Origin of the sequence: Cupriavidus phytorum (assembly GCF_003254285.1) — a bacterium.
Taxonomy (GTDB): Bacteria; Pseudomonadota; Gammaproteobacteria; order Burkholderiales; family Burkholderiaceae; genus Cupriavidus; species Cupriavidus phytorum.
Genome location: NZ_QKZN01000023.1, coordinates 1 through 21998, shown reverse-complemented (window position 1 = coordinate 21998; position 21998 = coordinate 1). Strand labels below are relative to the sequence as shown.

Annotated in this window: 25 protein-coding genes; 8 read left to right on the top strand and 17 right to left on the bottom strand. The window is 68.6% G+C overall.

All coding sequences use genetic code 11. From position 1 onward, the window contains the following. Positions 1–15: 15 nt before the first annotated feature. From gspL to gspG, 6 genes are all read right to left on the bottom strand, one after another. A complete protein-coding gene (gspL, locus tag C7416_RS28285; RefSeq protein ID WP_111521931.1) occupies positions 16–1461 on the bottom strand; it encodes a type II secretion system protein GspL in 1446 nt (481 codons plus the stop codon). A 270-nt stretch (positions 1462–1731) separates the two neighbouring features. Next, entirely contained in the window at positions 1732–2787 is a 1056-nt protein-coding gene (gene gspK, locus C7416_RS28280; RefSeq protein ID WP_111521930.1) for a type II secretion system minor pseudopilin GspK, read from the bottom strand. Beyond that, a complete protein-coding gene (locus C7416_RS28275; protein ID WP_111521929.1) occupies positions 2784–3491 on the bottom strand; it encodes a PulJ/GspJ family protein in 708 nt (235 codons plus the stop codon). The genes gspK and C7416_RS28275 overlap by 4 nt, the downstream gene beginning before the upstream one ends. Then, on the bottom strand, positions 3469–3882 hold the full coding sequence (gspI, locus tag C7416_RS28270) for a type II secretion system minor pseudopilin GspI (RefSeq protein WP_111521928.1): 414 nt from the start codon (positions 3880–3882) through the stop codon (positions 3469–3471). The genes C7416_RS28275 and gspI overlap by 23 nt, the downstream gene beginning before the upstream one ends. Next, positions 3879–4379, bottom strand: a complete 501-nt coding sequence (locus tag C7416_RS28265; RefSeq protein ID WP_111521927.1) for a GspH/FimT family pseudopilin — start codon at positions 4377–4379, stop codon at positions 3879–3881. The genes gspI and C7416_RS28265 overlap by 4 nt, the downstream gene beginning before the upstream one ends. 33 nt (positions 4380–4412) lie before the next feature. Then, positions 4413–4874, bottom strand: a complete 462-nt coding sequence (gspG, locus tag C7416_RS28260) for a type II secretion system major pseudopilin GspG (protein ID WP_012354175.1) — start codon at positions 4872–4874, stop codon at positions 4413–4415. Positions 4875–5117: 243 nt separating this feature from the next. Here gspG and C7416_RS28255 point away from each other — a divergent pair, with 243 nt between their 5' ends. The 5 genes from C7416_RS28255 (at position 5118) to C7416_RS28235 (ending at position 9476) form a co-directional block, all read left to right on the top strand. After that, positions 5118–5570 carry an RrF2 family transcriptional regulator gene (locus C7416_RS28255; protein WP_092316581.1) on the top strand — a complete coding sequence of 151 codons (453 nt, stop codon included), beginning with the start codon at positions 5118–5120 and terminating at the stop codon, positions 5568–5570. Between the two features lie 93 nt (positions 5571–5663). Then, positions 5664–6884, top strand: coding sequence for a globin domain-containing protein (locus C7416_RS28250; RefSeq protein ID WP_111521926.1), 1221 nt, complete (start codon positions 5664–5666; stop codon positions 6882–6884). 126 nt (positions 6885–7010) lie between these two features. After that, entirely contained in the window at positions 7011–7802 is a 792-nt protein-coding gene (locus C7416_RS28245) for a type II secretion system protein N (protein ID WP_111521925.1), read from the top strand. Between the two features lie 154 nt (positions 7803–7956). Next, positions 7957–8568 (top strand): EF-hand domain-containing protein, encoded by a 612-nt coding sequence (locus tag C7416_RS28240; protein WP_111521924.1) that lies wholly within the window; start codon positions 7957–7959, stop codon positions 8566–8568. Positions 8569–8981: 413 nt separating this feature from the next. Next, positions 8982–9476 carry an Lrp/AsnC family transcriptional regulator gene (locus C7416_RS28235; protein WP_010813460.1) on the top strand — a complete coding sequence of 165 codons (495 nt, stop codon included), beginning with the start codon at positions 8982–8984 and terminating at the stop codon, positions 9474–9476. Between the two features lie 103 nt (positions 9477–9579). Here the strand turns inward: C7416_RS28235 and C7416_RS28230 are convergent, their stop codons facing one another. Continuing rightward, positions 9580–10278, bottom strand: a complete 699-nt coding sequence (locus C7416_RS28230; RefSeq protein ID WP_012354170.1) for a GNAT family N-acetyltransferase — start codon at positions 10276–10278, stop codon at positions 9580–9582. Between the two features lie 331 nt (positions 10279–10609). Between C7416_RS28230 and kefF the strand changes: the two genes are divergently transcribed. Together kefF and kefC are read left to right on the top strand one after the other, a co-directional pair. After that, entirely contained in the window at positions 10610–11164 is a 555-nt protein-coding gene (kefF, locus tag C7416_RS28225; protein ID WP_111521923.1) for a glutathione-regulated potassium-efflux system oxidoreductase KefF, read from the top strand. Further along, entirely contained in the window at positions 11161–12975 is a 1815-nt protein-coding gene (gene kefC / locus C7416_RS28220) for a glutathione-regulated potassium-efflux system protein KefC (RefSeq protein WP_111521922.1), read from the top strand. Before kefF ends, kefC begins: the two co-directional genes overlap by 4 nt. Before the next feature lie 41 nt (positions 12976–13016). Here kefC and C7416_RS28215 read toward each other — a convergent pair whose 3' ends face one another. From C7416_RS28215 to paaA, 7 genes are all read right to left on the bottom strand, one after another. Beyond that, positions 13017–13634 carry a TetR/AcrR family transcriptional regulator gene (locus C7416_RS28215; protein WP_111521921.1) on the bottom strand — a complete coding sequence of 206 codons (618 nt, stop codon included), beginning with the start codon at positions 13632–13634 and terminating at the stop codon, positions 13017–13019. A 10-nt stretch (positions 13635–13644) separates the two neighbouring features. Continuing rightward, positions 13645–14439 (bottom strand): DUF1835 domain-containing protein, encoded by a 795-nt coding sequence (locus C7416_RS28210; protein ID WP_062795666.1) that lies wholly within the window; start codon positions 14437–14439, stop codon positions 13645–13647. Between the two features lie 195 nt (positions 14440–14634). Further along, positions 14635–15732 (bottom strand): 1,2-phenylacetyl-CoA epoxidase subunit PaaE, encoded by a 1098-nt coding sequence (gene paaE, locus C7416_RS28205; RefSeq protein WP_111521920.1) that lies wholly within the window; start codon positions 15730–15732, stop codon positions 14635–14637. Between the two features lie 24 nt (positions 15733–15756). After that, positions 15757–16326: a 1,2-phenylacetyl-CoA epoxidase subunit PaaD gene (gene paaD / locus C7416_RS28200; protein ID WP_111521919.1), complete on the bottom strand. Its 570-nt coding sequence runs from the start codon at positions 16324–16326 to the stop codon at positions 15757–15759. Positions 16327–16369: 43 nt separating this feature from the next. Next, positions 16370–17221, bottom strand: coding sequence for a 1,2-phenylacetyl-CoA epoxidase subunit PaaC (gene paaC, locus C7416_RS28195; RefSeq protein ID WP_111521918.1), 852 nt, complete (start codon positions 17219–17221; stop codon positions 16370–16372). A gap of 10 nt (positions 17222–17231) precedes the next feature. Continuing rightward, the gene (gene paaB / locus C7416_RS28190; protein WP_012354162.1) at positions 17232–17519 is read right to left on the bottom strand and encodes a 1,2-phenylacetyl-CoA epoxidase subunit PaaB; all 288 of its coding nucleotides are present in this window, start codon (positions 17517–17519) and stop codon (positions 17232–17234) included. Between the two features lie 26 nt (positions 17520–17545). Continuing rightward, positions 17546–18565, bottom strand: coding sequence for a 1,2-phenylacetyl-CoA epoxidase subunit PaaA (gene paaA / locus C7416_RS28185; protein ID WP_111521917.1), 1020 nt, complete (start codon positions 18563–18565; stop codon positions 17546–17548). A 205-nt stretch (positions 18566–18770) separates the two neighbouring features. On the opposite strand from paaA, the gene C7416_RS28180 reads away from it, so the two are divergent. Then, positions 18771–19241 carry a universal stress protein gene (locus tag C7416_RS28180; RefSeq protein ID WP_111521916.1) on the top strand — a complete coding sequence of 157 codons (471 nt, stop codon included), beginning with the start codon at positions 18771–18773 and terminating at the stop codon, positions 19239–19241. A gap of 21 nt (positions 19242–19262) precedes the next feature. Here C7416_RS28180 and C7416_RS28175 read toward each other — a convergent pair whose 3' ends face one another. The 3 genes from C7416_RS28175 to C7416_RS28165 form a co-directional block, all read right to left on the bottom strand. Next, positions 19263–19544, bottom strand: a complete 282-nt coding sequence (locus C7416_RS28175; RefSeq protein ID WP_111521915.1) for a DUF1488 family protein — start codon at positions 19542–19544, stop codon at positions 19263–19265. A 364-nt stretch (positions 19545–19908) separates the two neighbouring features. Next, positions 19909–21153 (bottom strand): nucleoside recognition domain-containing protein, encoded by a 1245-nt coding sequence (locus C7416_RS28170; RefSeq protein WP_111521914.1) that lies wholly within the window; start codon positions 21151–21153, stop codon positions 19909–19911. A 66-nt stretch (positions 21154–21219) separates the two neighbouring features. Beyond that, positions 21220–21606: a DUF488 domain-containing protein gene (locus tag C7416_RS28165; RefSeq protein ID WP_111521936.1), complete on the bottom strand. Its 387-nt coding sequence runs from the start codon at positions 21604–21606 to the stop codon at positions 21220–21222. Between the last annotated feature and the right edge of the window lie 392 nt (positions 21607–21998).

Genomic DNA, 21998 nt, shown 5'->3' with positions numbered 1-21998 from the left:
TCGGGCGTGCGCCGGTCACAGGCCGGGCTTGATGGTCCAGCGCGAGCCGGGTGTCACAGGCGTGCCTGCGCTGGAGCCGGTGCTGCCCGCGGCATTGCCGGCCTTGTCCTCTTCCATCTGCAGTCCGGCCTGGCGCGCAGCGCTGCGCAGGCCGGCGGTGTCGGTGCCGGGCTTGAGCGTCACCACCAGCATGCGGCCGCGGTACTCGAGCGCCTGCAGCGCATCGGGCGGCAGCCGGCGCGCGGCCTGGGCGAAGCGGTCGGCCAGCGGCAGGAAGTCATCGGGCGTGCTGCGGCCACTGGCGATGCGCAGCTGCTCGACCTGCCGGCGCATCTGCAGCGGCGGGTCGATCACCGTCGGCGTCTGCGGGAAGGCGCCGCGCAGCGTCTGCGCCTGCGCGGCCTCGAGCCGTTGCTGTTCGTTGCGCAGCAGCAGCCAGTGCGTGTTCATGCCGATCAGCTGGACCAGCACCAGGCCCGCCACCAGCGCCAGCGGCAGGCGCCACGCCACCAGGTTCCAGCGGTCGGCGCGGCCCTGCGCGAATTCGAACTGCGCCAGGTCCAGCCCCGGCTCGCGCAGGCATTCCTGCGCACCGTCGATCCACAGCCGCCAGCCGGTGCGACCGGCCTGGCGCAGGCCGGGCACCGGCGCCATTGCCGCGGCGTCGGCATCGGCATACCAGGCGCCTTCAGGCGCCAGCGCCTGCCATGCGGCCAGCGCGTCGTCGCCCAGCAGCAGGCCGTAGCCGGCGTGCGCACCGGTGCGCACGGTCAGCTGCCACTGCCGCGCGGTGCTGCTGGCGGTGTCCGGCAAGGTCTCGCCCAGTGCATCGCCGAGGGCACCGCCTTCGGCCAGCGCACTGGCGGCGGCCTCGACCACCAGCGTGGCCGGCTGCACCGGTGCCGCTGCCGCGCCGGGCGGCGCCAGCGTCGGCTCGGCGCCGGCTTCCTCTTCTTCTGGCACGGCCAGCGGCACGCATAGCTGCGCGGCCAGCACGTGGCGGCGGCGATGGCGGTGCTCGGCAAAGGCATCGAGCACCGCGCGCAGCCAGGCGCGGTCCGCCACCATCAGCAGGCGCTGGCGCGGCCCGCGCGCAGGCGCAGCGGCGTCGAGGGCGGGACCGATGCCGATATGGCAGGGCTGCGCATCGGTGGCGAGGGCGTCCTCGACCAGGTTGGGCAGCGCCTGCTTCAAGCGCGCGGGCGGCAGCGGCGGCACGCTGGCGCTGGTCAGCAGTACGTCGCTGGCGGCCAGGATCAGCACCAGCCGCTCCGCCGCGGGCAGGTCGGCGATGCGGGCGTGGCCTTCTCGCAACACTTCCGGTGCGGCACGGGGCAAGCCGCGCCGCGCGGCATCGGCCGCCGCCGTGCGCACCAGCGCAAACGGCAGGGCGCCGAACTGCCACGGTTGCGGCTGGTCATGCGGCCGGTGCGGCAAGCGCACGTACAGAGTGGTGCTCAAGGTGTCCTTGCTTTGGCTTCAGTAGAACGGCTCGATAAGGCGCATGGCCCATGGGGGTGCGCCCGGGAACGCCCCGGCGCAGGAAACTTGCCGGAGTGCGGGGATGCCGGCGGGCGGCCTGGGAGGCCGATCAGCGGCGAGCGGGCTGGTGTCAGGCTCGCGCCAGCGCCGCAGCATACCTTGCCTGCGTGACAAAATCGCGTCAATACCATTCTCCCCGGTTGCTCCGGTGTGCTGTTTTCATATGTGCGCCAGGCCGCCTTGTCATGCTCAGCGCAGGTCCGGCAGCCGGTCCGCGTCCTGGATCCAGACCACGCGGGTGGTATTGGACGCACCGAGCGGTTCGCCGCGGTAGATCAGCGACACCTGCAGCCGGCTGGCGCGCTCGTGCCGCACCAGCCCGTAGACCAGGAAGTAATGCGAGCGCACGTCGAGCAGGTTGCCCAGGTTGCCGCTGCTCGCCTGCGGCGCCAGCGCGGACAGCTGCGTCTGCAGGTTGCCGATGTTGTTGAAGTAGGCGCGGTCGCGCTGGCGCACCAGCTCGCGCGCGCGTTCCAGCGGCAGCTTGTCGATCATCGCGGCCAGCACCTCGGCCTCGGCGGTGTTGGCATTGACCAGGGTGCGCTCGGGCAGCACGATCACGAAGGGCTCCAGCACCGCCACCATCTCGGGCGTGTAGCCGGGCAGCGCCAGCAGGCCCTGCACGCTGTCGAGCGGGCGCGGCGCCTGCCGGCCCGTGCCCTCGCCGCCGTGGCCGCCTTGCGCAGCCTGCAGCATGTGGCGCGCGGTGGACTCGGCCAGCGCCGGGTTCAGGCCCACGGTGCGCAGCAGCCGGCCATAGGCGGCTTGCGCCGACTGGTCGATATTGGCGACGCGCCCGACCGGCGCGCCCTGGCCGCCGGTGGCGGACCATGTCACCAGGTTGGCAAGGTTGAAGCGCGCCTGCGCATCGAGAATGCGCCCGGACAGGAACGAGGTCTCGCCCGCCACGTCGGTGCGCAGCGACGCGCCCAGGAAATCCGACAGGCGGGTCTCGGCGATCGGCACCGCCCACGGCTCGCCCAGTTCGTCGACGTTGCTGCGGCGCTGATCGTCGCGCAGGATCAGCCGCGCCCAGTCGACCGCGGCGCGCTCGATCCAGGTCGCCTGGGCCAGCAGCCGCTGGTTCTCGATGGCGCGGATCTGCACTTGCTGCCGCCACAACATTCCCGACACCACCACCACGGCAAGCGTCACCATCAGTAGCGCGGTGACCACGGCGGCGCCGCGCGCGTGGCGCAAACTCCTGAAGCGGAGCGAGCTGATGGGGCGGCGGGCGTGCGTCATAGCCCCGACATGCAGATCTTCTGGAACTGCCGCGGCGCGTCGCCGTCGCCCATGCGGGCGAGGATGGTCAGTTCCACCGCGCGCACCGCGGTATTGGGCACCGCCGCGCCGGCCTCCGACGCTTGCACCGCGCTGGCCGCGTTGCCGCTGAACAGCACGTTGCGGATGCGGTTGCTGTCGGCCTGCCAGCCGCCCGGTTCGACCCAGGCGCGCGCGCTCATGCCGTCGACGTTGCCCAGCACGCGCCGCACCTGCGCGTCGTTGCCACCGCCCTGGCGCAGCGCCAGCAGCGACGACTGCAGCGCGGCGCGGTTGCTCACCGGCGGCGCCGCCACGCGCACCAGCGTGTTGCCGTCAAGCTGGTACGACAGCGCCTGCCATGCCGGCGGCTGGCCTTCGTCGCGGCGGTCACGCACCAGCAGCACGCGGTTCTGGCCGATCTCGACCGGGCTGCCTTGCAGCAGCGTGGGGTTGGCCAGGTGCTCGCAATCGGCCTGCAGCTGGCCGTACAGCACCTTCAGCGCATCCAGCCGGGCGTCATGGTCGATCAGCCGTTCGCGGCCGCGCGTCAGGCTGTCCAGCGCGCGCCAGCCGATCACCGCCATCACCGCCAGCAGCGTGATGGCGACCAGCATTTCCAGCAGCGTGAAGCCGCCGGCGGATCGGCGCCCGCGCCGGCGCTCAGAGCACGTTGCGGATTTCATTGGGAACGATGGTGACGAGCCACGCCAGCCGCACCGACTTGTCGGTGGCCGACGGATAGACCGCGATCTCGACGCGGCGGAACACCGGATTGGGCGTGGCCGACACGGATTGCTCGCAGTACAGCGGCGTGCCGCCCTGGGGGCAGGCATAGCCGCTGACGCCGGGCTCGGGCCAGGTCTTGGCCAGGCGCAGCGAGGCCAGGTGGTTCTCGGCGCTCCATTCGGCCAGCATCCGGGTCTGCAGCGACGCGCTGGCATCGACCATCGAGCCCATCGCGCGCATCGCCGCGGTCAGCGCCACCGCCAGGATGGTCAGCGCCACCAGCACTTCGATCAGCGTGAAGCCGGCCGCGCGGGCGCGCCGGCATGCGGGCAAGCGCGGCCGCGTCATGGCGTGCTGGCGAAATAGCGGCCGCTGCCGTCGCCGGCCACGTCGACACGGATATCGCCGCGCACCAGCACCAGTCGCTGCGGGGCATCGATCAGCTCGCGCCCGAAGATCAGCCGCGGCGGGCTGCTCGTGCCGGTGCTGCGGCCGCCTTCGGCGACGATGACCTGGTCCAGCGCCAGGCGCCAGGTGCCGGGCGCGAACACGTCGGTGCGCAAGGGGATCCAGCCATTGGGAGTCGATTCGAGGAAGCGCCAGCCGCCGGCGTCGCCTTCCCAGGCGATCGGGCGCGCGCCCAGCTGCGCTTCTTCCTGCGCCAGCTCGAACAGCCGCGCGATGCGCTGGCCGTCGTCAAGCACGCGGCCGCGCTCGTTGGGCGAGGCATTGACCGCGACCAGCGAGATCACGATGCCGGCGATCACCATCACCACCAGCAGTTCCAGCAGCGTAAAGCCGGAATGCCGCTGCCGGGGGGCGCGGCGGCGCGGCGCCGTGGTCATCAGGGAAGCGGCAAGGGCGGACGGCAGGGGCGCTTACTCCCAGTTGCCGATATCGGCGTCGTTGGCGTTGCCGCCGGCCTGGCCGTCGGCACCGAAGCTGAACACGTCGATTTCGCCGCGCACGCCGGGGTTCAGGTATTGATACGGATGGCCCCACGGATCCTTGGGCAGCTTTTCCAGGTAGCCGCCGCCCTTCCAGTTGTTGGGCACCGGCTCGGTGGTAGGCTTGGCCACCAGCGCGCCCAGGCCTTGTTCGGTGGTCGGATAGCGGCTGTTGTCGAGGCGGTACAGCTTGAGCGCCTGCATGATCGACGAGATATCCTGGCGCGCCGCGACGATGCGGGCTTCGTCCGGACGGCTCATGATCTTGGGCACCACCAGTGCCGCCAGCACGCCGAGGATCACGATCACGACCATGATCTCGATCAGGGTAAAGCCGCGCGCGCGGCGGGCAGGACGGGCGGGGCGGGCAAGCTGGGAAGTGAATCTGCGCATTGTTGGTAAGACCTCGTTGCTGGAATGGCGAGGCCCGCGCCAGCGGGCTGGCGGGGCCGGGTTCGCCAATCAGTATAACCGGCGCCTTATGACTCTTTTATGGGCGGCCCTGGACGGGGCTGCACAGAAGTCTGTTGTGAATCACAATGGTGGCCGGCGCTTGTTGGCGGATCCCGAACCGTAGCACGCCGCGGAAAAATATAACTTGCATCCAGGATGCATCTTTTTTAACATGACGCCACGATGCAACTGACCCGCTTCTCCGACTATGCGCTGCGCCTGCTGATGTACGTCGCCCGTGGCGACGGCAGCCGGCCGATCACGATTGCCGAGGTCGGCCAGCAGTTCGGCATCTCGCACAACCACCTGGTCAAGGTGGCGGCGCGGCTGTCGAAGCTGGGCTGGGTCAGCGCCACGCGCGGCCGCCATGGCGGCCTGCAACTGGGTCCCGGCGCCGAGCGCCTCACCATCGGCACCATCCTGCGCGAGCTGGAAGGGCACCGGCCGGTGATCGACTGCGACAACCCGCCCTGCGCGCTGAACGGCAACTGCCACCTGAAGCGCGCGCTGGACGTAGCCGAGCAAGCCTTCTACCGCGCGCTCGACGACGTCACGCTGGCCGATGTCACCGGCAGCCACACCGCCGAATCGATCATCCGCCTGCATCGTGATTTCCTGAACCGGCGTTCGGCCTGAGCGGACGGGATCCGCGCGTGGCCGGCGAATGCCGGTTTTTTGTTGTGCAAAAACATGCATCTTGTTTGCATGAATAAAACGGAGTGATACCTGATGCTGTCCGCCGCTTCCCGCCCCTATATCGATGCAAGCGTGCCCGTGCTGCGCGAGCATGGCCTGGCCATCACCACGCATTTCTACCGCGAGATGTTCGCCGACCGGCCCGAGCTGACCCAGCTGTTCAACATGGGCAACCAGGCCAACGGCAGCCAGCAGCAGTCGCTTGCCTCGGCCGTGTTCGCCTACGCGGCCAACATCGACAACGCGGCGGCGCTTGGACCGGTGGTTGAGCGCATCGTGCACAAGCACGCGGCGGTGGGCATCACGCCCGCGCACTACCCGATCGTCGGCCGCCACCTGCTCGGCGCGATCTCCGCGGTGCTGGGCGAAGCCGCCACGCCGCCGCTGCTGGCGGCCTGGGACGAGGCCTACTGGCTGCTGGCGGGCGAGCTGATCGCCGCCGAGGCGCGCCTGTACCAGCGCACCGGCGTCGCCGCCGGCGAACTGATGCCGGTGCGCGTGGTGCGCCGCGAGGCGCAGGGCGGCCAGGTGGTGGCGCTGACGCTGGCCGCGGCCGACGGCCAGCCGCTGCGCGAATTCCGCCCGGGCCAGTACATCAGCGTCGAGGCGCGCCTGGACGACGGCACGCGCCAGCTGCGCCAGTATTCGCTGTCGGCCGAGGCCGGCCTGCCGACCTGGCGCATCTCGGTCAAGCGCGAGGACGGCGACCAGGCCACGCCGGCCGGCGCGGTGTCCAACTGGCTGCATGCCAACGCCCACGAGGGGGCGGAGCTCAAGGTGAGCGCGCCGTTCGGCGAGTTCACGCCGGTGCTGGAAAGCCGCCGTCCGCTGGTGCTGCTGTCGGGCGGGATCGGCATCACGCCGATGCTGTCGGTGCTGCGCACGCTGGCCGCGCAAGGCTCGCAACGGCCGGTGCTGTTCGCCCACGCCGCCCGCGACGGCCGCCACCATGCCCATCGCGCCGACCTGCAATGGGCGCGCGAGCGCCTGCCGGGGCTGGTCACGCACGTCAGCTACGAATTTCCGCAGGCGGGCGACACCGCCGGCCGCGATTACGACCACGCCGGCACCATGCCGCTGGCCGAGATGCTGCGCCAGCCCGAGCTGCAACGCTTCGTCGATGGCCGCTTCTACCTGTGCGGGCCGCTTGGCTTCATGCAGGCGCAGCGTCACGCGCTGCTCAGCGCGGGCGTGCCGGTGGCGCATATCGAGCGCGAAGTGTTCGGCCCCGACCTGCTGGACGACCTGCTTTAAGTGCCCCGGCCGGGCCGGCGGCAGCATCGCCGGCGCGGCAGACAGCGTCATGGGGCTCTGGTACGCTTGGCGCGTCTGCGCTCTCGCGCCATGACCCGCCGCGGCGGGTATCCAGGGTCCCGATCCATGCAATTGTCCCTCCGGCCTTCGTTCCGCTTCGATGCCTCCGCGCTGTGGCTGCCGCGCCTGGCCAGCGTGGCGCTGTTTATCGCGCTGTGCGCGCTGGTCACCTACTGGGTGCTGACGTTCAGTGCGATGCGGACCATCCCGGTGCCCAAGAGCGCGCGCGTGGCGCAGACCGAAGCGGTCGAGACCGGCGCGATCGCGACACTGTTCGGCGGCTCGGCCCAGGCCGGCCCCAGCAACGTGCAGCTGCTCGGCGTGGTGGCCGAACTCGGCGGTGGCGCCAGCGCGGCGATCGTCTCCATCGACGGCGCCCCGGCCAAGGCGGTGCGCATGGGCGCGGACCTGGCGCCGCAGATCCGGCTGGTGGAGGTGCGCCAGCGCGGCGTGGTGATCGAGCGCAATGGCGTGCGCCAGGAGATTGCCCTGCCGCTGCAGGCGGCGGCTGCCACGCGCGGTGCGCCGCGTGCCGCCAGCCCGCTGCCGACCCCGCCCGCCGGCGCGGCGGCACCGATGGCAACGCCCATGCCACCGCCGGCGCAGGCTGCTGCGCAGCCCGCCCCGGCCCAGCCGCCGCGCGGCCAGCCGCCAGGGCAGCAGGCCCCGCAGCCGCAAGCCCAGCCCCAGGTCCAGCCACAAGTCCAGCCTCAGCCTCAGCCACAACCGGTGCAGCCGGCACCATCGGTCCAGCCGGCCCAGCCCCAGCCCCAGCCCGTCGATCCGCGCCAGTACCAGCCCGGAATGTCGCCCGAGGCGGCGGATGAAGGCCAGATCGTGCCGAAAGCGCAGCCCTAGGCTGCCGGCGCATCGAATATTCGTGCTTGCTTGCGTTCCCTTACGGCGCTCCGGGCTTTCTGTGAGGCGGGTAACATCGTATTAAAAGCGCCAACTCCGCTGCATCGTCTGCGTTCTAATCCGTACATGCCAACGTGATGACAAGGAGCACGACATGCAACGCAATCACAAGCCGCAGATCCTGAAACAGTTCCTGGCCGCCTCGGCCGCGCTGCTGGTCGCCGGCGGCGCCTTTGCCCAGGCCAGCGCTCCCGCTGCACCGGGCGCAGCACCGGCCGGCAAGCCCGGCATGGACCACCACCACCGCCACCACGGCGGCGGCATGTGGATGAAGGCGATCGATACCGACGGCGACGGCGCCATCTCCAAGGCCGAGGCCGACGCGTGGTTCAACAAGCTCGACACCAACCGCGACGGCAAGATCGACAAGGCCGAGATGGATGCACAGCGCAAGGCCGCCATGGCCGAGCACCACGCGCGCATGCAGGCCGCCTTCGACGAGAAGTTCAAGGCCGCCGACAAGAACGGCGACGGCGCGCTGACCAAGGCAGAAGCCAACGCCGGCCTGCCGCGCCTGGGCAAGCGCTTCGACCAGCTCGACGCCAACCGCGACGGCAAGCTGACCCGCGACGAGATCCGCGCCGGCATGGAGAAGATGCACCGCGACCGTCCCCATCGTGGCGAACGCGGCCCGCGCGGCCAGTCCGCCCCGGACAACCAGCCCGCACCCCTGAACCCGGCGGCGCCGTCGACCAGCGGCGGCTGAGCGGTCCCCGGCAGCGGCGCCCGACCGCCGCTGCCAGCATACCGACCAAGCGCGCGAGCCTGAGGGCCGCGCGCTTTTTTTGTCCGTTCAGCGGACAACTTGAATCGCACCGGGACAGGAACGCACTGGCGCGGACGCAAACGCCCGTAGAATGCCGCTTCCCTGTTTGCCGGAACCTGCGCACCACCTCGCCCGTTCTCCGGTCAGCGCGCGTCCGCGACACCCGTCAGCGCCGCCAGACTGGGACTTAGCCCGGCCCGAACGGCCGACGCGCGAGTGACCGATAAGGCCGCCCACCCCACAAAATCGGGCGCAGATCGGATGTAATTTCACAAAAAATTGCGTACTTGTGCACGGCTTGCTAAATTTGCGCAAAAAAATTGCCAATAAACATATTGCGGAGCAACAATATCGTGAGCAAGGTGGAGTTGGACAAGATCGACCGGAAGATCCTGGAAGTGCTGCAGACCAACGGCCGGTTGACCAACCTGGAGGTGGCCGAGCGCGTGAACCTGTCGCCCAGCCCCTGCCTGCGCCGCATCCGGCGGCTGGAAGAGATCGGCGTGATCCGGCAGTACGCGGCGCTGCTGGAGCCCAACAAGATCGGGCTCGGCCTGCTGGCCTATATCAATGTGCGGCTGGAAAAGCATGGCGGCGCGCCCAAGGGCAAGGCCCCGCTGGACCTGTTCCGCGCGTCGATCGCCGTGTGGCCGGAGGTGGCGGCCTGCCATGCCATGACCGGCGAGATGGACCTGCTGCTCAAGGTCTATGTCGAGGACATGGAGCACTTCGCCCGCTTCATGCAGGAACAACTGTTGGCGCACCCGTCGGTGATCGACGTGCGCTCGAGCTTCGCGCTGGAAAGCATCAAGGACACCACGGCACTGCCGGTGGGCGGCGCGGCTTGAACAGCGCGGTTTGAGCGGCGCGGCCCGGGCCGGCAAAGCAAAACGGCGCATCGTTGCGATGCGCCGTTTTTGTCGATGCCGTGCGGACCGGGTTTGCGGCCGCTCAGGCGGTATGCTTCTGCGGCACCATGGTGCGCCAGAAGCGCAGACCGAAGCGGCGTGCGTCGCGCAGGTTGCGGCGCACCGCGTAGTCCAGGTCGGCGAGCTGCTCGTCGAGCGCCTCGCTCAGGCGGCTGGCGGTATCCGCCGGCGGCAATTCAAGGTAGGCGTCGGCTTCGCCGTAGGCATACTGGACCTTCATGCCGGCCTTCTTGGCGATATGCATCATCGCGGCGTTGCGCGACAGGCAGTGCATGTAGAGCGTGCGCACATTGGTATTGCGGCCGTGGATGGCGGCACGCTCGAACAGCGCGCTGCCGATGCCGCGGCCGCGGGCGCTGCCGGACACCGATACGCCGAATTCCGCCACGCGTCCCTGGGCGTTGTCGCGCAGGTTGGCGAAATGGCCGACGCCGATCAGCTCGAGCTTGTCGTCGTAGACGCCGAACACGCTGTCGTGGTCGAAGTCGATGCTGTCGACATAGGCCTCGATCACGTGGTCGCCCACCGACTGGCCGAAACGGAGCAGGCGATCCTCCTCGCCCAGGGCGAGGAAATGCTTCAGCAGGCGCGAGCGGTGGTGGGCCGACAACTCGCGCACCAGGACGGTGGCGCGGTGGGCGGCTTGGGCGGCTTCGGCTGCCTTGCGCAGATCTTCGTCGGTCAGTGCGCCGACGGCCTTGCTCAGTTCGAGCGGGTTCACGATGATTCCTTCCGGTGCTGTCAGATAAAAAATAGGCACTGCGGTGGTGTTTTTCCAGGCACTTTTCCCCGGAACCGTGCGAGACTCGGGGAAACACCAACTTGATGCAGCACGAAAAGTATTGTAGTGGAATTGTCAGTTTGACGTAAGCTTCCTGCGCCGCAGCAGAAACCTGTGCGGCCACGCTGCGAAATAAATCCGATTAAAAACAAAGACTTAAAAAAATGTGATGAATTGTTGCACGCCGTCAGGTGTGGATTTGTTGCAACGCGACAATTCATCGGCATCCCGCAGGTTTTTCCGATCACCCACACAGCCCTGACGTCTTTCAATGAAAGAGCCCCCCATCGTTGTGATCTACGCGCACCCGACGCCCAGGCGCTCGCGCGTGAACCGGCCGCTGGCCGACGCGTTGGACGCGCTGCCGCAGGTCCAGGTACGCGACCTCTACCGCAGCTATGTCGACTACGACATCGATGTCGTGGCCGAGCAGCGCGTGCTGTCGGTGTCGGACACCATCGTGCTGCAGTTCCCGGTGCGCTGGTACAGCGTGCCGGCCCTGCTCAAGCTGTGGCTGGATGAAGTACTCGAACCGGGCTGGGCCTATGGCCCTGGCGGCACCGCGCTGCGCGGCAAGTCGCTGCTGGCGGTGGTCAGCACCGGCGGCACGGCCGACGCATACGGCCCGGAGGGCACGCATGGCCATCCGATCGCAGAATTCCTGCTGCCGCTGGAGCAGACCGCCTTGCTGTGCGGCATGACGTGGCTGCCGCCGGTGGTTCTGCACGACGCCAACAATGCCGACGCCCAGGCGCTGGCCGACCATATCGCCCATGTCTGCGGGCGGCTGGGCACGCATGCGGCGCCGGCGGAGGTGCAGGCATGAACCAGCATGATTTCCTGATCGCGCTGCTGGTGTTCCTGGTGGCGGCGGTGGTGGCGGTGCCGCTGGCGCGGCGCGGCGGGCTGGGCGCGGTACTGGGCTACTTGCTGGCCGGGGCGGCGATCGGCCCGTTCGCGCTGCGCCTGGTGACCGATGTCGAATCGATCCTGCACTTCTCCGAGTTCGGCGTGGTGCTGATGATGTTCGTGATCGGCCTGGAGCTGGAGCCGCGCAAGCTGTGGGCGCTGCGGCGTAGCATCTTCGGCTACGGCGGCGCGCAGCTTGCCGCCTGCGCGCTGGTGATCGGCGGGGCCGCGGCGCTGGCCGGCGCACCCTGGCAGGTGGCGCTGGTGGCGGGGCTTGGGCTGGCGCTGTCGTCCACCGCGATCGCGCTGGCAACGCTGACCGAGCGCAACCTGTTCGGCACGCCGGCGGGCGCCGCCAGCTTCGGCATCCTGCTGTTCCAGGACATCGCCGCGATCCCGATGATCGCGCTGCTGCCGCTGCTGGCCACGCAAGGCGCCGAAGGGGCCGGCACCGGCGCCGCCGGCTGGCTGGCGGCGGGCAAGGCGGTGGCGGTGATCGGCGCGGTGGTGGCCGGCGGCCGCTACCTGGTGCGGCCGGCGCTGCGGTTTATCGCCCGCACCGACATGCGCGAGATGTTCACCGCCTTTGCGTTGCTGCTGGTGGTCGGCATCGCGCTGATGATGGACGCGGTCGGCTTGTCGATGGCACTGGGCACCTTCCTGGCCGGCGTGCTGCTGGCCGATTCGGAATATCGCCACGCGCTCGAGGCCGACCTGGAGCCGTTCAAGGGCCTGCTGCTGGGGCTGTTCTTCATGGCGGTCGGGATGTCGATCGACTTTGCTGTGCTGGCGCGCTCGCCCTGGCTGGTGCTGGGCCTGGTGGCGGCCTTCGTGGTGGCCAAGACCGCGGTGCTGGCGCTGCTGGCGCGGTATTTTGCAATTGCCCGCGGCCAGCGCCTGCTGTTTGCGCTGCTGATCTCGCAGGGGGGGGAGTTTGCCTTCGTGGTGTTCGGCGTCGCCGGCGGCGCCGGGCTGCTGCCGCGCGAGACCGAGGCCTTGCTGGTGCTGGTGGTGGCGCTGTCGATGGTGGCCACGCCGCTGCTGCTGCTGGCCTATGACCGGCTGGTGGCGCCGCGCATCGGCGCCGGCAAGGCGCGGCCGGACGAAGTCATCACGCCGCAGCACAACCCGGTGCTGATCGCCGGCTTCGGGCGCTTCGGCCAGATCATCGGGCGCCTGCTGTACACCCAGGGCGTGGGCGTGACGGTGCTGGACCACGATCCGGACCAGATTGAATTCCTGCGCCAGTACGGCTTCAAGGTCTTCTATGGCGACGCCACCCGGCTGGACCTGCTGGAGGCCGCCGGCATTGCCGACGCGCGCATCCTGGTGGTGGCCATCGACAGCATGGACGACAGCCTGGCACTGATCGACCGGGTGCGCGAGCGCTTCCCCGATCTGCAGATCTACGCCCGCGCGCGCCATGTCTCGCATGTCTACCAGCTCAAGGACCGCGGCGTGCAGCTGTTCGAGCGCGAGATGTTCGAGGGCTCGCTGATGCTGGGCCGGCGCGTGCTGGAAGGGCTGGGCTTCGACCCCGGCGAGGCGCGCAACGTGGCGCTGCGCTTCCGCCGCCACAACATCGAGGCGATCGACCGCTTCTACCCGCACTACACCGATCAGAAGAAGCTGGTCTCGCTGGCGCGCCAGGCGCGCGACGAGCTGGAAGAGATGTTCCGCCAGGACCGCGAGCAGCGGCGCCAGCGCGAAGAGGCGGAGTGGATGTAGGCGCGCGGGTGTGTGGTCCGGCCCGGCCGCGCACGGGCGGCTCAGCGCCCGGCGGCAACGCGCCCGGGCAGGCCGCCTTCGAGCAGCTCGACCACCATCTCGGCAAAGTCGGCGTACGACAGCCGGCCGCCCGGCTTGAGCCAGGTGAAGGTCCAGTTGATCATGCCGAAGATGGTCATGGTCAGCGCGGTCTGGTTCTCGCGCGTGACGCGCTCCGGGTAGGCGCGGCGCAGCAGCCGCGAGAACGCCGCGACCACGTCGCGCTCGCGGCCCAGGATCAGGTCGCGCTGGGTCTCGGCCAGGAACTTGACGTCGTTGATCAGCGCGATATGGCGCGTCTGCGAGGTCTCGTACTCGGCCAGGAAGGCGCGGATCAGGTTGCCGAAGGCGTCCTTGTCGGTGCGCGCATGGCGCTCGGCGTCGGCTTCGACTTCGGTGACGAGCAGCATCAGCCGGCGCGTGTAGCGGTCCAGCAGGTCGAACAGGATCGCTTCCTTGCTCTCGTAGTAGTGATACAGCCGCGCCTTGGAGGTGCCACAGGCGGCGGCCAGGTCGGCCATCGAGGTGCTGGGGTAGCTGCTGTTGGCAAAGGCGGCGGCGGCCAGGTCCAGGATCTGCTCGCGCTGCGCCTCGAAATCGGGTGCCTTGGTACGGGCCATATATTCTTGTTTATTCGCCCCCGCCGCCGGCATGGCGGCGCAGCTCACAGGTATCGAGCGAGTCGGCGTTGCCGCGCAGCACCAGCTGCCCCATGGCGATCAGTTCGCGGCAGCGCCAGAACACGAACCAGTCGCTGGCCAGCAGGCCCTCGATCGCGCCCATCACGCTGCCGACCACCTGCGCCGCGGGGGTCCAGTCGGCCGGCGCGCGCTCCATGATGATGTCGTCGATGGTGCGGTAGGCCGCCGGCACCAGGGTGTTGCCCTTCCACAGCCGCACGTCGGCGTTTTCCTTGACGTTCTGCTGCCATTCGTAACCCAGGCGCCCCAGCCGCAGCACCGAGACCGGCGCGATGGTGGAGAAGCGCCGCGCCAGCCGCGCCGGCGAGTACATGCCGATCGCCGCCAGGTTACCCTGCGCGGGCATTTCCAGTTCGCGCAGGTCCATCGCAACCTCGTTGATCCGCTGCGGCGCCTGGTACAGGTGGAACACCACCCGGCGCAGCATCAGCTGGTCCGCCGCGCTCTGGCCGTGCCAGATCGCCACTTCCATGTCGTCCTGCCGCAGCGCAAGCAGCTGGTCCAGCGCCTGGCGCATCTCGGCGGCGAAGTCGATGTCGGTGTGCGGGGCGACGCGCTGCCAGAAGCCGGAGCGGATCATCCCGGTGCTGTCGATGTCCGCCAGCGGACCGACCGCGAGATCGTCACGCAGCACCACGACAGGGTCCGGCCGCGCCGCCTGGGCCAGCGCCTGGCGCAGGGTCGTGCCTGCTACATCACCGTTGACGACGTGGATATATTGCATGGCCGTGATTGTATATGGGTGGGGCGGTTCGCTGGCGCCGCCGCGGCGGCGACGCGACAGCTGCCCGCACCACGCGCCCGATCACCCGCCTGCAAGCATCGCGCCAGCAGGGCGCCGCCTGCCGCCATTGTAGTCACGGCCCGTGCTGGCCAATGTCGGCGATTGTCTGACGACGCACGCGACGGCGTGCCGGGATCAGCGTTCGTCGTAGCTGACCACCACCCGCGGCGTCAGCGCGCGCGCCTGGCAGGTGAGCACGAAGCCCTTGTCCATCTCCCAGGGCTCGAGCGTGTAGTTCTTTTCCATCTCGACCTTGCCTTCCAGCACCTTGGCCCGGCAGGTGCAACAGACGCCGCCCTTGCAGGCGTAGGGCAGGTCCAGCCCGGCGGCCAGCGCGGTGTCGAGCACGTTGGCGTCTTCCAGCGGCAGGCGCATGCTGTGCTGCTTGCCATCGAGCACCACCACCAGCTCGGCCGTGCCGGCATGGTCGGCGTGATCACGGTAAGCGGCGGCCGGCTTGCGCCGGGTCGGTGTCAGCGGCACCCCGAAGCGCTCGGCGTGGATGCGGTGCGGGTCCAGGCCCGCATCGCGCAGCGCTGCCTCGACCTCGTCGATCATCGAGGCCGGGCCGCAGACAAAGGCCGCGTCGATGTCGTCGACCGGGATCAGGGTCTGCAGGAAGGCGCTCACCCGGGCATGGTCGAGCCGGCCGTGCAGCAGGTCCACCTCCTGCGGCTGGCGCGACAGCACGTGGTAGAGCGTGAAGCGCGCCAGGTACTGGTTCTTCAGGTCCTCCAACGCTTCGGAAAAGATGATGCTGTCGACATTGCGGTTGCCATAGACCAGCGTGAAGCGGCTGTGCGGCTCGGCCTGCAGCGTGGTGCGAATCAGCGACAGCACCGGCGTGATGCCGCTGCCGGCGGCGAAGGCGACGTAGTGGCGCGCGGCGCTGGCGTCGAGCGGCACGTGGAAGCGCCCGTCGGGCGTCATCACGTCGATGACCTGCCCGGGGGCGATCGAATCGTGCAAGTGGCTGGAAAACAGCCCGTCCTCGACCAGCTTGACCGCGACGCGCAATTCGCCGTGCGCGTCATAGTCCTGCACCGCCGAGCAGATCGAGTAGGAGCGCCGCAGGTCCTTGCCGTCGACCGGCGCCTTCAGCGTCAGGAACTGACCCTGCGTGAAGCGGTAGGCCTCGCGCAGCGCGTCCGGAACCTCGAACGCGATCGAGATGGTGTCGGCGGTCTCGGGGCGCACCTGCGCCACGCGCAACGGGTGGAACTGTGGAGTCATGGCAGCCTGGCTCGGCCCGGGGGCTCAGTAGGGTTTGAAATAGTCGAACGGCTCGCGGCAGTCCAGGCACCGGTACAGCGCCTTGCAGGCGGTCGAGGCAAAGCGCGAGATTTCCTGCGTATGGACGCTGCCGCAGCGCGGGCAGGCCACGGCATCGGGCGCGCCGGCCCGCGCGGCGCGCGGCACGAAGCGCAGCGGCTGCGCCCCGGCCGGCGTGCCGCACTGTCCCGGCGGCGCGATGCCGAACGCGCGCAGGCGCTCGCGCGCGGCCGGCGTGATCCAGTCCGTGGTCCAGGCCGGCGCCAGCACGGTGCGGATGCGCCACGGCGCCAGCCCGGCGCGTTCCAGCGCGTGGCCGACGTCCTCACCGATCTGCGACATCGCCGGGCAGCCGGAATAGGTGGGCGTGATGACGATCTCCAGCACCCCATCCGGCGCCACTACGACGTCGCGCAGGATGCCCAGCTCGCGGATCGACACCACCGGGATCTCCGGATCCGGCACCGCCTCGAGCGCCGCCCACGCGCGCGCGATGCGCGCGTCGGTGGCGACTGCGTTGTCCATGCGACGGGATGGGAGGGCGGTGACGTTCATGTGGATCGAGCCTTTGCGCTGAAGCGTGCGCTCACCGGTGTGTTCACCATTGCGCGCCCGGATGGGCCCGCGCCAGCCCCTGCATCTCGCCCAGCAGGTAGCTCATGTGTTCCGAATGCACACCGTGCTTGCCGGCCGAGACAAAGCCGGTGGCTGGCGGCAATGCCAGCGTGGACGCCTGCAGCGTCTCGGCGACGGTGGCGTCCCAGGCCGGGCGCAGCGTGGCGGTGACCACGCCGATGCCCTGCGCGGCGGCCTCGCTTTCGACCGCGTCCTCCGCAAAACACTCGTTCATGTACGGCAGCAGGTGTTCCAGCGCGCGCTGCATGCGCGCATGCGAGGCCTCGGTGCCGTCGCCGAGCCGCACCATCCAGCCGGCCGCGTGGTGCAGGTGATAGCGCGCCTCCTTGATCGCCTTGGCGGCGATCGCGGCCAGCTGTTCGTCCCGGCTGGCGTGCAAGGCCTGCCACAGCTCGACCATCAGCGCGCTGTACAGGAAGTTGCGCACGATGGTGACGGCGTAGTCCCGTTCGGCGGCGGCGTTGCCGGCCAGCGGGCCGCGATGCGGCAGTTCCAGCAGCGTCCAGTTGCGGAACTCGCGCTCCGCGCGCCAGTAGGCGTAGTCATCTTCATGACGGGGCAGGCCGGTCAGCTCGCCCTCGAGTTCGCCGGCGCGGCCATACAGCAGCCGCGCCTGGCCGATCAGGTCGAGGCTGATATTGGCCAGCGCGATGTCTTCTTCCAGCACCGGCCCATGGCCGCACCATTCGGCATTGCGCTGGCCGAGGATCAGGGCGTTGTCGGCCAGGCGCAGCACGTAGCGCAACGCGGCGGTGCGCGCCGGCGGCAGGTTGTCGAGCGACGCAGGCACGGCGGGCTGTGGGGACGCGATCATCGTGCGGGCCTTACATGTGGTTGACTTCGTCGGGCAGCTGGTAGAACGTCGGGTGCCGGTAGATCTTGTCGGCCATCGGGTCGAACAGCTCCGGTTTTTCCTCGGGCACGCTCGCGGTGATGGCCGCGGACGGCACCACCCAGATCGACACGCCTTCCTGGCGCCGCGTATAGACGTCGCGCGCCATGTGCAGCGCCTGCTGCGCGTCGGCGGCGTGCAGGCTGCCGCAATGCTTGTGTTCCAGGCCTTGCTTGCTGCGTACGAACACTTCCCACAGCGGCCATTCCTTACGTTGCATCGTGGTCTCCTCGGCGATGTCAGGGGTCAGGCGGCGTCGCGGGCGGCACCGGATTCGCGCTCGGCCAGCTTGGCGGCGTGCGCCAGCGCGGCGTCGCGCACCCAGGCGCCGTCCTCGTGCGCCTTCACGCGGGTGGCCAAACGCTCCTTGTTGCACGGGCCGTCGCCGTTGATGACGCGCCAGAACTCATCCCAGTCCAGCGGGCTGTAGTCGTAATGGCCGCGCTCGGCATTCCATTGCAGGCCGGGGTCGGGCAGGGTCACGCCCAGCACGCGCGCCTGCTCGACGGTGGCGTCGACAAACTTCTGGCGCAGGTCGTCGTTGGAGATGCGCTTGATGCCCCAGGCCATGGTCTGGGCGCTGTTGGTCGAGGCCGCGTCGGGCGGGCCGAACATCATCAGCACCGGGAACCACCAGCGGTTGACCGCGTCCTGCACCATCTCGCGCTGCGCGTCGGTGCCGCGCATCATGGCCAGCAGCGCGTCGAAGCCCTGGCGCTGGTGGAACGACTCTTCCTTGCAGATGCGGATCATGGCGCGCGCATACGGCCCGTACGAGCAGCGGCACAACGGGATCTGGTTCATGATCGCGGCGCCGTCGACCAGCCAGCCGATTACCCCCACGTCGGCCCAGGTCAGCGTCGGGTAATTGAAGATCGACGAATACTTGGCCTTGCCGCTGTGCAGCGCGTCGACCAGGTCGTCGCGTGAGGCGTCCAGGGTCTCGGCCGCCGAATACAGGTAGAGGCCGTGGCCGCCTTCATCCTGGACCTTGGCCAGCAGGATCGCCTTGCGCTTGAGCGACGGCGCCCGGCTGATCCAGTTGCCCTCCGGCAGCATGCCAACGATCTCGGAGTGCGCATGCTGCGAGATCTGCCGCACCAGCGTCTTGCGGTAGGCCTGCGGCATCCAGTCCTGCGGCTCGATCTTGCCGTCGGCGGCCATGCAGGCATCGAACGCGGCCTGGCAGGCGGCTTCATCGGGGGGCGCGCTGGCCTGCGCTGCGTCGGCGTGCTGGCCGGGCAGGTCAAGACTCTGCGTGTACATAGCGTCTCCTCTGGCGGGGGCGCCGCGTCAATCCGGTCCGGCGCGGCTGGCCCTATTATATATAAGCCGACCGGTCGGTCAATTAAAGCGGGCATGCTCGCCGGCGGGTTTGTGTCGGCGCATGACGTCGGCTTCCCCTGATGTGTACTATCCAAGACAGGCGGCCACCGCGCCGCATCTCTCTTCCATCGATGGAGGTACGCTCATGACAAGCGCGGCATACAGCAAGATCGTGGTGGCGGTGGACGGCAGCAGCACGTCAGACCTGGCGGTTGACGAAGCCATTCGCGTGGCATCGCCAGGCGGCGCCACCGTGCTGGCGCTCTATGTGGTCGATACCGGCACGCCGATGTTCGACGCCGGCTACTACGACCCCAGCCAGTTGCAGAAGGCGTTCGAGGAAAGCGGGCAGCGCGCCCTGCAGGACGCCGCAAAGCGCCTGTCCGGTGCCGGCGTCACGCACGAAACCCAGCTCGTGACCGCGGCTGCGGTGCCTGGGGACATCGGTGCTTCCATCAATGAGGCCGCCCGCCAATGGGGAGCAGACCTGCTGGTGATCGGCACACATGGCCGTCGCGGCGTGCGCCGGCTGGTGCTGGGGAGCGTGGCCGAGGCGGTGATCCGCCAGTCCACCGTGCCGGTGCTGCTGGTGCGTGGCGAAGCGAAAGCCGATTGAAGCGCCCTGCGGCAACTGCTGTTATTGGCCTGCAAAGCGGAAGTGGCCGCTGCGCAGCACGATTTCGCGCGCCTCGGTCAGTTCGAACAGGCTTTCGGCCAGGCGTTCGATGCGCTGGCGGTTGTTGGTGAAGGCCGCCACCAGATCTTCCTCGCGCGGCGAGCGCGCGCCGAAGTGGGCTTCGAGCGCTTCGGCGGTGACGGAATACAAGGTGGGACTGCCGTTGACCGTCGCGGGGCAGGACAGCGTCAGGCTGGCTGCACAGTAGGTGGGGAGGCTGCGAGGGAACGTGATGTCTGGCATGGCGTGCCTCGTGCTGGCGGCGGACGTATCCAATCAATATAGGTCAAGGCCGCATTCCGTAAAGCCCCGGGCGGAACGGCCCGTCCACACGATGTTTCCCTTGTCGCCAATGTTCCGCTGAACTGCCATGCCTTCGCCTTTGGGCCCCCGTTGTTGCGCTGCAGAAATCCATCGCGCCAGGGACTATATACGGGCGAAAAAAAACCCACGCAGGTTGTGCGTGGGTTGGAATCCACCGAGGTGGTGGAGGAGACAGACTTCACTATACATGCTTTGTTGCGACGCACCAAGTGCAATGTGTCAATGTACGATGATGCGCACAATGTTGTTGTAAGAAGGCAACAAACCGGCAGCCCTGAAGCGGTCAACGGAACAGATATGCGGCGCCAACGGCACAAACAATGCCAGCCGCGTCCGCAACCAGCGCGCAGCCAAGCGCGTGGCGCGTATTGCGCACATTGATGCTTCCGAAATAGACCGCCAGGACATAGAAGGTGGTTTCGGTCGAACCCTGGATAATCGCCGCCAGGCGTCCCTGGAAGGAATCGACGCCGTAGGTCGTCATCACGTCGACCATCAACCCGCGCGCACCCGCGCCGGACAGGATCTTCATCAGCCCTACCGGCAGCGCCGGAACAAAGTCGGTATTGACGCCCAGCATCGCGAAGCCGTGCATGAGCCAGCCCATCAGCACGTCCATGCAGCCCGCGGCGCGGAACAGCCCAATGGCGATCAGGATCGCAACCAGATAGGGAATGATCTGCACCGCGACGCCGAAGCCTTCCTTGGCACCGTCGATAAACGCTTCATAGACGTTGACGCGGCGTAGCGCCCCGCAAATCAGGAAGAGGGTGATCAAGGACAGGATGAAGCCGGCGCCAGCCAGCGCCGTCACGGTGCCGACCTGCTCGGGCGGCGCATGCTGCAACCACGCGAACATTGCCCCCAGCAACGCGATCACCAGTCCGAACGTCACCAGCACCGCGGGCCGCAGCAGGTTGATCCGCTGGACCCACGCCACCGCGAGCAATCCGGCCAGGCAGGCGCCGCCTGTGGCCAGCAGCGTCGGCAAGAAGATGTCGGCGGCGTTGAAGCCGACCAGGCCCTGCTTGACCGCGATGGCCTGGCGGATGGCGATGACCGAAGTCGGGATCAGCGTCAGCCCGGCAGAGTTCAGCACGATGAACATGATCTGCGCGTCGGTGGCGACGTCCGGACGCCGGTTCAGCGTCTGCAGCTCGCGCATCGCGTTCAGGCCCAGCGGCGTGGCGGCGTTGTCGAGCCCGAGCAGGTTGGCCGACACGTTCATCATCATCGCGCCCTGGGCAGGGTGGCCCTGGGGCACGCCGGGAAAGAAGTGCCGCAGCAGCGGGTTCACCAGCCGGGCAAAGGCGTCGACCACGCCGGCGCGCTCGCCGATGCGCATGATGCCCAGCCACAGGCTCATTACCCCCGCCAGCCCGAGCGCGATCTCGAAGGCGGTGCGGGCGCCATCGAACAGGCTGCTCAGCATCGCCGGGAACACGGCGAGGTCGCCCTGGGCCACGCGGACACAGGCGGCGGAGAAGGAAATCAGGAAAAAGCCGAGCCAGACTACGTTCAGCGCCATCGGAGCGGAAAAGGAAAGCGGAAAAACGTGAAAACAAAGCCGGGAAGATCCCGGCACGTCGCTAACTCAGTCGATCACGGCCCCGCGCTCGGCGAGCAACTCCCGCAAGACGGAGCGGTGGCAATGCGCTTCGTCCTCGCAATAGCAGCCCACAGAGAAATTGGTCTGGTGCGACAGCGCCGCCAGCAAGTCCAGCGTGCGGCTGGCGTCCGGCTCGGCCATTTCCTTGCGGAAATGCCGCACAAAGGCGCGCCATTGCTTGTCGTCGGTCGCATGCAGCGCCTGGGCGACCAGTTCTGGTGATGGCGAAAGCGCCGGATACCAGACATCATAGTAATCCCGGCTCGCAAACTCCGATTTGGGAACGCCCCGCGGCGGCCGGCGCACGGTCCCGACGCGCAGGCCCTCGTCAGCCGCGCGCGGTGTGCCCAGTCTTACGATTCTGATGGTCATGAGGATCCCGGTTTGGCTCTGGCCGCCATGCAGGGCCGCGGCGGCCGTGTGCGTGCTTCGCTCCAGCCCCAGATCATGAATCATGGGGCTGCGGCTGACAAACTGGTGCTTCTTGTGGTGTTCACAGGGAGGACTTTTCCGGCGTCACCGAATTATTTCGTGGAATCGCTTGCCAACCCCGCGACAGTCGCTTACTATTCGCCCCCTCGCAACACAACGCGGCCCCTGCAAGGCAGGCGCAGCAAGGGTTGCGGGGTTGGCCGGGAGGTCAGTGCAGCGAGGTTTGCGGCGCTGACCGCAGCAAAAAAGATTGCTGCAAACGGTTGACGAAACGAAGAAAGCTCTGCATAATCTCGTTTCTCTGCTGCAGACAACGCAGCGCGCTGAACGGC